The sequence below is a fragment of the [Clostridium] saccharolyticum WM1 genome, from assembly GCF_000144625.1.
Taxonomy (GTDB): Bacteria; Bacillota; Clostridia; order Lachnospirales; family Lachnospiraceae; genus Lacrimispora; species Lacrimispora saccharolytica.
Genome location: NC_014376.1, coordinates 770,624 through 782,657, shown reverse-complemented (window position 1 = coordinate 782,657; position 12,034 = coordinate 770,624). Strand labels below are relative to the sequence as shown.

12 protein-coding genes are annotated in these 12,034 nt (G+C 46.2%); 1 reads left to right on the top strand and 11 read right to left on the bottom strand.

Going from position 1 to position 12,034, the window contains the following annotated elements; all coding sequences use genetic code 11:
* The 8 genes from yfcE to CLOSA_RS03580 all read right to left on the bottom strand — a co-directional run bounded on the left by yfcE (position 1) and on the right by CLOSA_RS03580 (position 7,063).
* Positions 1-549, bottom strand: a complete 549-nt coding sequence (gene yfcE, locus CLOSA_RS03615) for a phosphodiesterase (RefSeq protein WP_013271413.1) — start codon at positions 547-549, stop codon at positions 1-3.
* 72 nt (positions 550-621) lie between these two features.
* Positions 622-930, bottom strand: coding sequence for a rhodanese-like domain-containing protein (locus tag CLOSA_RS03610; RefSeq protein WP_013271412.1), 309 nt, complete (start codon positions 928-930; stop codon positions 622-624).
* Between the two features lie 151 nt (positions 931-1,081).
* Positions 1,082-1,345 carry a hypothetical protein gene (locus tag CLOSA_RS03605; RefSeq protein ID WP_013271411.1) on the bottom strand — a complete coding sequence of 88 codons (264 nt, stop codon included), beginning with the start codon at positions 1,343-1,345 and terminating at the stop codon, positions 1,082-1,084.
* 310 nt (positions 1,346-1,655) lie between these two features.
* On the bottom strand, positions 1,656-2,387 hold the full coding sequence (locus CLOSA_RS03600; RefSeq protein ID WP_013271410.1) for a C40 family peptidase: 732 nt from the start codon (positions 2,385-2,387) through the stop codon (positions 1,656-1,658).
* A gap of 131 nt (positions 2,388-2,518) precedes the next feature.
* Positions 2,519-3,211 carry a C40 family peptidase gene (locus tag CLOSA_RS03595; protein ID WP_013271409.1) on the bottom strand — a complete coding sequence of 231 codons (693 nt, stop codon included), beginning with the start codon at positions 3,209-3,211 and terminating at the stop codon, positions 2,519-2,521.
* Positions 3,212-3,405: 194 nt separating this feature from the next.
* Positions 3,406-3,879, bottom strand: a complete 474-nt coding sequence (locus tag CLOSA_RS03590; protein ID WP_013271408.1) for a DUF1700 domain-containing protein — start codon at positions 3,877-3,879, stop codon at positions 3,406-3,408.
* A 238-nt stretch (positions 3,880-4,117) separates the two neighbouring features.
* Complete coding sequence (locus CLOSA_RS03585; RefSeq protein WP_013271407.1) at positions 4,118-6,055, bottom strand: fructose-bisphosphatase class III; 1,938 nt, start codon at positions 6,053-6,055, stop codon at positions 4,118-4,120.
* Between the two features lie 189 nt (positions 6,056-6,244).
* The gene (locus tag CLOSA_RS03580) at positions 6,245-7,063 is read right to left on the bottom strand and encodes a helix-turn-helix transcriptional regulator (RefSeq protein ID WP_242647779.1); all 819 of its coding nucleotides are present in this window, start codon (positions 7,061-7,063) and stop codon (positions 6,245-6,247) included.
* Positions 7,064-7,231: 168 nt separating this feature from the next.
* Here CLOSA_RS03580 and CLOSA_RS03575 point away from each other — a divergent pair, with 168 nt between their 5' ends.
* Positions 7,232-8,545: an MFS transporter gene (locus tag CLOSA_RS03575; protein WP_013271405.1), complete on the top strand. Its 1,314-nt coding sequence runs from the start codon at positions 7,232-7,234 to the stop codon at positions 8,543-8,545.
* On the opposite strand, the gene CLOSA_RS03570 is transcribed toward CLOSA_RS03575, so the two are convergent.
* Genes CLOSA_RS03570 through CLOSA_RS03560 form a run of 3 tightly spaced genes read right to left on the bottom strand, consistent with a single transcriptional unit; the run spans position 8,542 to position 11,977 of the window.
* Positions 8,542-9,642 (bottom strand): GntR family transcriptional regulator, encoded by a 1,101-nt coding sequence (locus tag CLOSA_RS03570; protein ID WP_013271404.1) that lies wholly within the window; start codon positions 9,640-9,642, stop codon positions 8,542-8,544. The genes CLOSA_RS03575 and CLOSA_RS03570 overlap by 4 nt on opposite strands.
* A 10-nt stretch (positions 9,643-9,652) precedes the next feature.
* Complete coding sequence (locus CLOSA_RS03565) at positions 9,653-10,351, bottom strand: L-ribulose-5-phosphate 4-epimerase (protein WP_013271403.1); 699 nt, start codon at positions 10,349-10,351, stop codon at positions 9,653-9,655.
* A 27-nt stretch (positions 10,352-10,378) separates the two neighbouring features.
* On the bottom strand, positions 10,379-11,977 hold the full coding sequence (locus CLOSA_RS03560; RefSeq protein WP_013271402.1) for a xylulokinase: 1,599 nt from the start codon (positions 11,975-11,977) through the stop codon (positions 10,379-10,381).
* Positions 11,978-12,034 lie beyond the last annotated feature (57 nt).

The following is a 12,034-nucleotide window of genomic DNA, read 5'->3' as shown; positions in this document are numbered from 1 at the left end:
TTATTCTCCTAAGTTCATTTCTTTTAATACATTTCCTTCAAAATCCATAATGCGGAACACCTTATCCTCCAATACCCCGTAGGTAGGAGGGTTCCCTCCCTTTGGAATGGACACGGACCCTGGATTTAATATGGTAATATCATCAAAACGCTCTGCAGTCAGAATATGCGTATGTCCGTGAAGCAGGATATCACCCTTTTGCACCGGAGGTAAATTCTCTTTATTGTAAACGTGCCCATGAGTAGCATAAATTGTCAGTCCGGAGACAGCAAGCAAGGCGTAATCTCCAAGAATAGGAAATTCCAGCACCATCTGATCCACTTCTGTGTCACAGTTTCCCCGCACACTGTAGATCTGGTCTTTATAGGCATTCAACATGGAAATTACCTTTTGGGGAGCATATTCCTCTGGTAAATCATTTCTTGGACCATGGTAAAGAATATCACCTAAAAGGATCAGCCTGCCTGCTCCGGAAGTTTTATATGCATCTAACAGCTTCCGGCAAAAATAGGCAGAACCATGAATGTCGGAAGCAATCATATATTTCATAAGTTGTTTTCTCCTTTAGTCGTTAATAGGTATATTTTAAGGCTAGCGGGGTATTTCTGTCAATGAATTTACCTATCCGCGAACCATATATTTTCCTTTGTAATACGCGATTCCATTGGCAATATTGACTACATTGTATCCGGCCTGCTCCAATTTTCTGCAGGCCATCATGCTTTGTCCGCCCCTGGAACAATAAAAAATCAAAAGTTTATCCTTTGGCAAGCTGCTCATCCATTGATCCATATCTTCATACGGCAAATTCACCGCTCCCATAATATGGGACTGCCTGTAGGACGACTGACTGCGGAGATCGATAATCATAATATTGTCGTAATAATTGATATAATGATCCACTTCCCAAATCGGTATAGTCCTGAACATATTATCACCTGTCCTTTCTAGTAATAATATATTCCATATTTCCCGGAATGGGAAAGTCGTCCAAAAAAAGGTCGTTCCGACAAAAAAACGCGGGAAAGGACCCCTTTGTCTCTTTCCCACGCTTTTTATTAATTGATTTGTTTAGACCTAATTAAAACTTGTTGCGGCTGCTGTCTCTGCTGGAATCACGGCTGCTATCTCTGCTGGAATCGCGGCTGCTGTCCCTGCTGGAATCGCGGCTGCTGTCCCTGCTGGAATTGCGGTTGTTGTTCTGATTGTTGTTCTGATTGTTGTTCTGATTGTTGTTCTGGCTGTTGTTCTGGTTGTTGTTCTGGTTGTTGTTCTGGTTGTTGTTCTGGTTGTTGTTCTGAGAATTTCTGGAATTGTCCATATCATTGTAATTATTTCTAGACATATTTAATACCTCCTGTCGGCGTTTTACGTTACATCGTTTATTATGGCGTATTTTTAAAAGATTATACTTCTATTTTTATTTTTAATTTTAAAAATAACTTTGCATTTTTATCAAGACTATATTATAATTAAAATGAGGAATTTATTTTCCTCATCCTTATTAATTATTTATACTCCCCTCAGAAACAGCCGGATGGCTCCCCTGTCCGTCTGTTTCTTTTTGTTTTTTTTCCGGTAAAACAAAAGACCTCCGGCAATCCCATGCCGAAGGTCCTATATCCCTTTCCAAAATCCGGTAATCCGCTATTTCATTAGTCGCCAAGAACATTGACGATTTTCACAGGTGTCCGATAATTCCATGGAGATGTTTTAATACCTGTGCTGTAAGTTGAAGAATGGACTACTTGTCCATTGCCGATATACATGGCAACATGATTAATGGATGATCCACTGCCATAAAAAATCAAATCGCCGGGGCGCATCTGGTCAGCGCTGACTGCTTTCCCCTGAGAGGCCTGTCCACCTGAGGAACGGTTAATGGTAAGACCTGCTGCGTGCTGCATTACATATCTGGTAAAACCGGAACAATCCACTCCGGTGCGCGGATCGCTGCCGCCATAGGCATAACGTCCGCCTACAAACTGAAGTGCGTAATTCACAATGCCTTGTCTGAAATCGACCGCTGCCTGAGCCTGAGTCTTTACCTCCAGGGCCGCCAGTGTTTCCTCATCGGTAGATGTTATGGTGGCATTCCCTTCTGCCGGCAAAAAGCCATATGTATCATTGATCTTTACCTTAACATATCCATCGCCCATATCCTGAACAACTTCAAAGGAAGATCCTTTTGAAGCGGTCATCAGTGTTTCCTTACCAGCTTCATCCTTGCTGATCGTTACGTTATCTGCATTAACAGTCACCATATAGTTCCCATAACTGAGTCCTGGACCTGAAATTACATCTGCTCTTACATCTGAAGGACCTGCAATTATCATTGCGCCGCAAAAAGCCATAAGGCCTAACGTTTTCCATGCATTGTTTATCATCGGGAAATTGCTCCTATTTTTACTTTTTGATTTTCAAATGTTACGTAATTATTAAATTCATTACGGTTATTATACATTTATTTTATCTTTTCGTCAAGTATTATTTAAAACTGCACGAATTTCTAAATATTTTAGTTTAAAACCCTGACAAATTTCACAGGTTTGCGATACATGACGTTTGTTATGATAATTCCGGTCTTTTCTGTGGAAGCGTGGACTACCCTGCCGTCTCCCATGTAAAGTGCCACATGATTGATGGACCCGTTTTTTCCATAAAATACCAAATCTCCTGCACGGGCTTCTTCGTAGCTGACACTGCGGCCTTCCCTTGACTGGGATTTCGAACTGTGGCTTAAATTGACACCTGCCGCATTTCTTAACACATAGCTGGTAAAACCGGAACAATCCACTCCTGTCTTGGGATTGACCCCTCCGTAGACATAGCGGCCGCCTACAAACTGAAGTGCATAATCCACGATCTGCTGTCGCATAAGAACGGACTTGTCCACCTTTTCCTGGGTTTTCTCAATAAGCGTCGCAGATCCGCTTTGTATGTATCCTTGACCATCCTGGGTCTTTATTTTGATCCAGCCATCCTTGGGAGATTCCACAACTTCATAAGTTTGTCCCTCCCCGGCCTGGGAAAGTACTGTTCCTTCTGAATTTGCAGCATCCCTGACAGATACAGGCATATCCAACTTTGCATAAAGTGTCGTGCTGGTTTCCACAGCGATTTCCGCTGCTTTTGCCTCATTAGGGGAAACCCAGCTTAAGCTTGCCAAAAGCCCTAAAAGCCCCATCGCCTTCCACATTTTATTCTTCATATTATATCTCCTGTTCTTACATTTTTCTGTCATTCCTGCAAAATCCAGTTGAAATGTTACATAAATGTTACATTTCGAATTATATACTTATAGCTTGCATTTGTCAAGCAAAAACGGCATTTATAACGCTTTTGCGTCATAAATGCCGTCACACTTTTGTAATAATTACCTGAAATTGTTAAATATCTTTAACTTTATCGTTTCGGTCCTCTTACAAGCCAGACAATGAGAAATACCAATAGCAAGGGGCCCATGATAGGCATCAAAAGACTGAATATCCCTGTAACAATGCCTGCGATCAAAAAGAAAAATAAGATAAGCACCCCAACTCCCAGAAGCTTCCAGTACCACTTATTTAAGTCAATATAATGCATATGACGGCGGAAGTCACCTGGATCCTCATACACATTCCGGTCTGCACCGGAATAGGATTCATAATAAGTTCTTCCGGTTCCGCTTTCCTTTGCATTCTCACTGGCTTCAAATATCGTCCTGGCTATCAGTCTTGGGTCGCCAATGGAAGCGATTACCGCCTCTTCCGTAGAACCATTTCTCACTTCTGTGGTGATGTATTCTTCATAATATCTGATATTTTCTTCGATCACGCTCCCGGTCACTTCACCTGTTAAAGCCTCCCTCAAGCGCTGTAAAAACTCCTGTCTGCTCATCTGAGCCTCCTTCTATTAAGTAAATAGCTTTGATTATTGTATCATCTGACAGGGATTTCGTAAAGAAACCGTCTCTGAAAAAATTCTTAAAGTTTCATAATATTGCTTAACGAAGCTTGCAACGCAAGTTCCGTTAAAAGGGCTGTTTTTAACCCGTCCATCCGATTATGAAAACATCTTTTGTTTTCATAATATTGCTTAATGGAGCTTGCAACGCAAGTTCCGTTAAAAGGAAAGACTACTCTACCTTTTCCTTAATTATGCCATCCCGGTAAGCCGCCACCAGTTCTTTCAGATCTGCGATCCGTTCGGCCAGTTCCACGCCTTTATCCGTATCTGCAACCATGACACGGTTTTTCATGTTCTCTACTACGGAAACCTTTGGGGTACTTTCTTTATTCGGGTCAAAGGGTTTGTGCTCAGCAAGAGCCAGATGGTTGGAATTATAAATCAAGGTATAACCTGCAATCCCTGTCTTTGTCTGGTAAGCCTTTGACAGTCCCCCATCAATGAGGAACAGCTTGCCGCCTGCTTTCACCGGCGACTCCCCTTCTTTTATTTTCACCGGTACGTGGCCGTTGATGATATGGGAGCCTTTTTTAGAAAGACCGAATTCTTCCAGTATCTTATCACAATATTCTTCCTTAACACTGAGTCTGTAATAAGGATTCATAGGCTCTTTATGAGAGGCATGGTCTTCAATAAAATAATGCTCAAAGGTGGTCATTTTCCCCTTGCCGTAAACCGGGGATTTGGCCCCGCACCATAAATACCACATAAAATCCCTTGCATCCCCGCTTTCCGGGGATTCTTCCGGCATAAAATATGCATTTTGAACCTTCTTATCCACGTAATCCATCAGGGCCTTTCCCGAATAAGAATGATGGTCCACCACGATTTCCTCAAAGGAGCCGTCCTCCTTCATGGGAATGCAGCCATGGTACAGCAGATTTGAATTATAACATTTATACATACTTCCATGGGAATAAAGGAACCGGATATGCTTATGAAGAAGCTCGTTATGCATAAAGGAAAGCTGCAGGGTATGAAGAAGCTCTCCTTCCTCCTTACTGAGCTTTAGCGGATCCTTGGGATCAACCGTTGGAAAGAACATATCCAGCATTGGGTATTCCTTCCCCTCCACGGTCACAACTCCCCGTAAAAAATCAACAGCCTCAATCAGGACCCGGTCATTCATCTCATATTCCGGATGGCGTTTTATGATCTGCCCTTCCACTTTAAACTGGATGACAGCAATGGCCTTGTGCATCTTGGCTGCCAGTCCCGGATCCACCGCATCGTATATGTTTTGGTCTAAGATCTGGGGAATGAACCGGTCACAGGGATCGTCCCGGTAAACCTTTGCAGCAAACATGGATAACGGGCGCAGGTTTATGCCGTATCCATCCTCCAGCACATCAAAGCTGTTATAGCTGATGGCGATCCTCAGTACATTGCAGATACATGCCAGATTCCCGGTGGCTGCTCCCATCCAGGAAATGTCATGATTCCCCCATTGAATATCAACATCATGAAACCGGAGCAGTTCATCCATAATAATATCCGCCCTTGGACCCCGGTCGAAAATATCCCCGATAATATGCAGGCTGTCAATGGTCAGATTCTGGATCAGCTCGCATAGGGCTATGATAAACTTATCTCCCACCCGGATGTCGATGATGGACCGAATGATTTCATTATAGTATACACGTTTATTGTCATCATTATAATCCACATGGATCAGCTCATCAATGATGTAGGCAAACTCCGGGGGCATTTTTTTCCTTACCTTTGACCGGGTGTATTTTGATGAAACCATTTTGCAGATCTGTACCAGCCTGTAAATGGTCACCCTCTGCCAGTCACCATCTGCCATGCCCTTAAGCTCCAGCTGATTCATGACCCTTTCCGGATAGTATATTAAATTGGCTAACTCCACTTCTTCTTTCTCTGGTATGATGTGGCTGAAGGTTTCCGTGATTTTCTCCCGGATCACTCCTGAAGCACTTTTTAGCAAATGGACAAATGCCTCGTATTCGCCATGTAAGTCACTGAAAAAGTATTCTGTTCCCTTTGGTAGACCCTGAATGGCCGTAAGGTTGATGATTTCACTGGAAGCAGCCTTTATCGTCGGATACTCCCTTGCCATCAGTTTCAAATACGCCAAACTTCTCATAATGCCCTCCCCTTCTCCATGAAGCCATGCTGCACTTCTATAGAGCTATAGTATCATAAAAGATACTAATTTAAAACCCTTTTTAAAAAGGCGTTCCTTCTGGATTTTAGGACTTTGCCGGATTGATTATCTTCCGGCCGGGGCATTAAAATAAGCGGCAGGGTAAACCAATCTCTCCTGCCGCTTGTTCTATCTCCCCACCAGACGGTAAGTCTGGCGGTATTCCTTTGGTGTTATTCCCATATATCTCTTAAAGATCCTTCTGAAATAATCCACATCCTGATAGCCGCACTGGTATGCGATCTCATTTCCTGTCTGGTTTGTTTCTATGAGCATTCTGCAGGCCTTATTAAGCCGTGCCTCGTGAATCCCTTCCGTTAGAGTTTTTCCATAGACGGCATTGTAGACACGCCCTAGGTAATCCGGGCTGCAATCCAGCTTTTCAGCCAGTATGGAAGAGGATAACGGCTCTTCAAAATGATTCCGGATATATTGTCCCGCCTGGTTTGCCAGAAGCACCTTCTGCCCGTTTACCTCCATGGGAGAAAGAGAGTCGCTGAGCTCACACAAAAGCTCTAAAAGCACCAGATTTAAAATTGTCCTGTCCTCCCTGCAGACATTCTGCCGTTTAATGAAGCGGCGGAATAGCTCCTCAAACTGCTCCGGCTTTCTGATGCGGATAAGCTGGGGCAGGGACATAATATCCCGTCCGGTCCGCACTGCCTCCTCTTCCAGATGAAAATGCAGCCAGTAAAAGTTCAAGTCTTCTTCAAACTCTCTTGTTCCCCAGTGATGCCTGCCGGGAAAGAGGATCAGCGCCTCCCCTTCCTCGACGTTATAGGTCACGTCCTCTTCGGCGATTCCCAGAATCCCGGAATTCACATAGATGATTTCAAAAGAATCTATGACCCGGTCTGCGTGGCGTCCCTTTCCGCCGGTTACCAGATACCCTGCATTCAACGCCCTCACCGGAAGCACAGCCTTTAAATTTAAGTAATGTTCCATCATTTCCTCCTGTCAGCCCGGTCGGAATCCTCCAGTTTTTCGCTTCTTTTTCCTCTTGAATCCCTCTCATTATACTGGCAATATAGAGGGAGAGAAAAACCTTTAAACAAAGAATATCAGATATCTAACAAAAAGAAAAGGGGATCGCGGCAGTTCTGCCGCGGAAGTTCGATGATAGAAGCAGTATTACTTTTAAAAGATAAGGTCTCACGTACCTATTTTAACGGAACGGTCCTTACAGAAACAGATTATTCCAGCGGCAGAAGGCTTTTTATTGCAGAGGGCTGCTGCGCCAACGGAATTGTCACCCTGACAACAGGTGCATTTCTTTCCGGCTATGCCAATTCACTGGGAGCCACAGATTCCATGAACGGGATCATCGGTTCCATCCCGGTCCTTCTCTGTACCCTTCAGATGTTTTCCTCTATCCTACTGGAAAGCCTCTGCCGGAAAAAATGCCTGATTTCCAGCTTTTCCTTATTTCACAGGCTTCTTCTGTCTTCGATGTTTTTTGTGCCCCTGATTGTGAAAGATCCCGGACTCCGTCTGGCATCTGTGATTGCCATATACGGAACCGCCCACTTTTTCGGAGCCTTTATCGGCACGGGAATAGGGAACTGGATCCTTCAGCTTGTTCCTCCGCATATCAGGGGAAATTATCTGGGAAAAAAAGACTCCTTTGCTTTTGGGTTTTCTACCATCTTAAGCCTGATCATGGGCTGGGTCATGGACTGGTTCCGCAGCAATTCCGTGGAACAGGCCGGTTTTATGGTGGTGGGGACCGTGGTCTTTTTCATCGCAGTTACAGACTTCTGGTGCCTTTCCTCCATCCGTGAGCCGGAAAGCATTCCCCATCGCCAGAAGCTTCCGGATGCAGTTATCAAGCCTTTGGCCGATAAGGAATACCGGAAAGTAATGCTGACCTACATGTTCTGGAACCTGGCTCTTCAGATCGCAGGCCCCTTTTTCAGTGTATACATGGTCACTGGTCTGAAGCTGGATTATACATACATCACCTTTTTAGGCCTTATTTCTTCAACCGTCCGGGTTTTGGCTGCCTGGCTCTGGGGACGCTTTGCAGATGCTACCTCCTGGCTTTTGGCCGCCCGCTGTTCCATGGGCATGCTGGGTCTTGTCCATGCCAGCTGGCTTTTCATGACCCCTGAAACCTGTTATGTGCTGCAGCCAGTGCTGCAGGCGTTATCTGGCGCAGCCTGGGGAGGAATCGCCATATCCGTCTTTAACCTTCAGTACCACTATGCCCCAACGGAAAAACGGGTGCTTTATGTCAGTTCCAATTCCTCCTATGCAGGTCTTTGCGGCTTTCTTTCCACCCTCCTTGGAGCCTCTCTCCTAAAGGTATTTCCTTCCCTGGAATTAGGAGGAATCCCCATAAGCGGAATGCAGCTGCTCTTCCTGCTTTCCGGGATCCTGATCCTGGGATGTGTTTTATACATGGGCAGACTCCGCTCCGTTTCCCATTAAAGCCTCCGGTCTCTGCAGGAATTCCTGATGATCAGCACCGGCTTTAAGATCCGCTCCACTTTGCTTTCTTCATCCGGAACATGGTTGATCTTTTCCAAAAGCAGCTCCGCCGCCATGGCCCCCAGGCGCTCCTGGGGGTGGGCGATGGTTGTCAGCTTCACCAGCCCGTTTTCTGCAATAAAGGAATTGTCATATCCGGTAACGGATATATCCTCAGGCACGGAAAATCCGCCTTTTTCTATGGTTTTCATCACCTCAAAGGCGATCTGGTCATTGTAGCATACAATTCCGTCTACGGGCACCCCCTCTTCCAGCATAAGCCTTAAGGCACCGGAAGGCTTTGTCATACGGTCTTCCGTATGAAACCAGACCACCATATCCGGATCATAAGAAAATCCGGCCTCCTGAATGGCCTTTACATATCCCCTGTGACGGTTCCTTCCCTGGCTGTCATCGGCCTTGAATATACCCAGAATGTGCTCATGTCCCAATTCCAGAAGATGCTTTGTCACCAGATACCCTCCCATGCTGTCATCCATCAGGATATGAGGTTTATCTTTCATATGGGTGTTACAGCCCTGAATGAACACATAAGGAATCTGGTAAAAATCCAGCTTATCATAAAGTCCTTTGTGACCGCACATGATATCGCTCTTGCTGGGTTCAATAATGAGACCGTCAATATCCTTCTCAAGAATCTCTTCCAGGCATTTACTTTCCCTCAGCCTGCTGTTTCCAGTATTTTTCAATATGATGCTGTAGCCGTTTGCCGTAAGCACACTGTCGATTCCCTGAATCAGCCGAGGAAAAATATAATCAGACAGATAGGTGGTAATGACTGCAATGTTTCCTGAGCCTTGTTTTCTTCCTGCCTTTCTGGATACAAAAGTTCCCCGGCCATGCTCTGCCTCAATAAATCCTTCCTGCTCCAGAATGGACAACGCTTTTCTCACCGTATGGCGGCTGACATGGCAGGAGGCCGACAGCTCGTGTTCCGAAGGCAGCCGGTCTCCCGGCTTGCGCCTTCCTGAAACAATATCCATTTTCAGTTCTTCCATTAATACATAGTATTTTGCTTTTCCGCTGTCTTCCTCCATATGGAACTCCTTATGAATCTTTTTTCTGGCCGTAATAGGCGCCAGGCCCGTGCTTGCGCATAAAATGCTTATCCTGCAGACTCCTGGGTGCCGGTAAAACCGCCGGATTTAACAGTTCGGTCATGAAGTTCATCCTGGCGACCTCCTCCAGCACCACAGCATTGTGTACCGCATCGGCCGCATCCTTCCCCCAGGTAAAAGGCCCATGGTTTTTGCACAAAACCGCAGGTACGTGCATGGGATTCAAGCCCTGAAAGGTCTCGATGATCACCGTTCCCGTATTCCTTTCGTATCCGTCCTCAATCTCTTTTTCTGTTAGATTTCTGGCACAGGGGATTTCCCCGTAGAAATAATCCCCATGGGTGGTCCCGTAACAGGGAATTGCCCTCCCTGCCTGGGCCCAGGATGTGGCAATGGGAGAATGGGTATGGACGATGCCGCCGATTTCTATAAAAGCCTTATATAGCTCCAAATGGGTGGCCGTATCAGAGGAAGGCCTTAATTTTCCTTCCACCTGGTTTCCTTCAAGATCCATGACCACCATATCCTCAGGGGTAAGCATTTCATAATCCACCCCGCTGGGCTTGATTACGAAAAGTCCTTTGTCCCGGTCAATGCCGCTGACATTTCCCCAGGTATAAGTGATAAGCCCTCTTTTCGGCAGCTCCATGTTCGCCTCGTATACACTTTTTTTCAGTTCTTCCAGCATATCAGCTTCCTCCTTCTTCCCTCCGGTTTATTTTAAGCTGTCCACCGCAGCCCGTTCAATGGAAAGACCATTCCTGTAACGTTCCATAAATGCCTGAAATCCTGCAACTTCCTCAGGATCTGGCTCCATCCTGATTCCTTCTTCATCCTTAAATACTTTTTCAGCAAGATAATGATCCAGAGATTCTCCCTCTTCCTTCCGCAGCATATAGGAGGCCAAAAGGGCGGCTCCCCAGGCTCCGCCTTCACCGGCCGTCTCCATTACGGAAACCGGGACGCCTGCAGCGGCTGCCATGATCCGCTGTCCCACTTCCCTGGTTTTAAAAAGTCCCCCATGGCCTAAAAGCACATTCAGGCGGACTCCCTCTTCAAACAGGATATCCATTCCCATTTTCAAGGCTCCCAAGGCCGTATACAGATGAACTCTCATAAAGTTGGCAAGAGTAAAGCGGCTTTCCGGTGTCCGGACAAACACCGGCCTTCCCTCTTCAAAATGTGTGATATGCTCCCCGGATAAATATCCGTAGGAAAGTAAGCCGCCCCCATCCTTATCTCCTTCCAGGGCCTTCTGGTAAAGGATGGAGAACAGAGCATTCCTGTCAGCTTTCATTCCCATCGCCCCGGCAAATTCCTCAAACAGAGAAACCCAGGCGTTGAGATCGGAGGTGCAGTTGTTGCAATGCACCATGGCAACCATATCTCCTGCAGGAGTGGTGACCATGTCTATTTCGGGATATACCCTGGAAAGCTGCTGTTCCAGAACAACCATGGCAAACACACTGGTTCCTGCGGACACATTGCCGGTCCTTCTTGCCACGCTGTTGGTTGCAGTCATCCCGGTCCCAGCATCCCCCTCCGGCGGACAAAGCGGAATTCCGGGCTTTAAATTTCCGCTGGGATCTAGAAGCCTTGCCCCCTCCTCTGTCAATACCCCTGCCCTCTCTCCTGCCGTCATCACCCTGGGCATAAGATCCCGAAGCTTCCAGGGGAACTGATAGGGAGCCACCAGCTCATCAAACTGCCGGATCATGCGCCCGTGGAAGTCCTTTGCAGCGCTGTCCACAGGAAACATCCCTGCGCAGTCTCCGATCCCGAGAACCCGCTCTCCTGTCAGCTTCCAATGGACATAGCCTTCCAGAGTGACCAGATAATCAATCCTTGGCACATGCTCTTCTTTATTAAGGATTGCCTGGTATAAGTGGGCAATGCTCCATCTCTGGGGAATTCGAAAGGAAAACAGCTTTGTCAGCTTTTCCGAGGCTTCCTCCGTCATGGTATTTCTCCATGTACGGAAAGGAACCAGAAGCTCTCCAGCCTTATCAAATGCCATGTATCCATGCATCATGGCGGAAAAGCAAATAGCTCCTACGGTGGTAAGAGTTTCCCCATACCTCTCCTTCACCCCCTCTGCCATTTTTCTGTAGCTTTCCTGAACCCCGGCCCAGATGTCCGGAATGGAATAGGTCCAGATGCCATCCACATACTGATTTTCCCAGTCATAACTGCCGGAAGAAATCGGTTTGTGGTCTTCATCTACCAATACTGCCTTGATTCTTGTGGAGCCAAGCTCGATCCCCAAGGCCGTTTTCCCTTCCCGGATAGCTGTTCTAATTTGATCCTCTTTCATCAAAAACCCCTCCTGAGTCACATCCGCTCCTTTTTCACAAAGATGCGGCTGATGTTA

Bases quoted from the DNA above. Each gene is read 5' to 3' on its own strand.
- CLOSA_RS03560 (WP_013271402.1), bottom strand. From the start codon at position 11,977: ATGAAAGAGGATCAAATTAGAACAGCTATCCGGGAAGGGAAAACGGCC.
- CLOSA_RS03570 (WP_013271404.1), bottom strand. From the start codon at position 9,642: ATGGAGGAAGACAGCGGAAAAGCAAAATACTATGTATTAATGGAAGAA.
- CLOSA_RS03565 (WP_013271403.1), bottom strand. From the start codon at position 10,351: ATGCTGGAAGAACTGAAAAAAAGTGTATACGAGGCGAACATGGAGCTG.
- CLOSA_RS03585 (WP_013271407.1), bottom strand. From the start codon at position 6,055: ATGAGAAGTTTGGCGTATTTGAAACTGATGGCAAGGGAGTATCCGACG.
- CLOSA_RS03580 (WP_242647779.1), bottom strand. From the start codon at position 7,063: ATGATGGAACATTACTTAAATTTAAAGGCTGTGCTTCCGGTGAGGGCG.
- yfcE (WP_013271413.1), bottom strand. From the start codon at position 549: ATGAAATATATGATTGCTTCCGACATTCATGGTTCTGCCTATTTTTGC.
- CLOSA_RS03610 (WP_013271412.1), bottom strand. From the start codon at position 930: ATGTTCAGGACTATACCGATTTGGGAAGTGGATCATTATATCAATTAT.
- CLOSA_RS03595 (WP_013271409.1), bottom strand. From the start codon at position 3,211: ATGAAGAATAAAATGTGGAAGGCGATGGGGCTTTTAGGGCTTTTGGCA.
- CLOSA_RS03590 (WP_013271408.1), bottom strand. From the start codon at position 3,879: ATGAGCAGACAGGAGTTTTTACAGCGCTTGAGGGAGGCTTTAACAGGT.
- CLOSA_RS03600 (WP_013271410.1), bottom strand. From the start codon at position 2,387: ATGATAAACAATGCATGGAAAACGTTAGGCCTTATGGCTTTTTGCGGC.
- CLOSA_RS03605 (WP_013271411.1), bottom strand. From the start codon at position 1,345: ATGTCTAGAAATAATTACAATGATATGGACAATTCCAGAAATTCTCAG.
- CLOSA_RS03575 (WP_013271405.1), top strand. From the start codon at position 7,232: ATGATAGAAGCAGTATTACTTTTAAAAGATAAGGTCTCACGTACCTAT.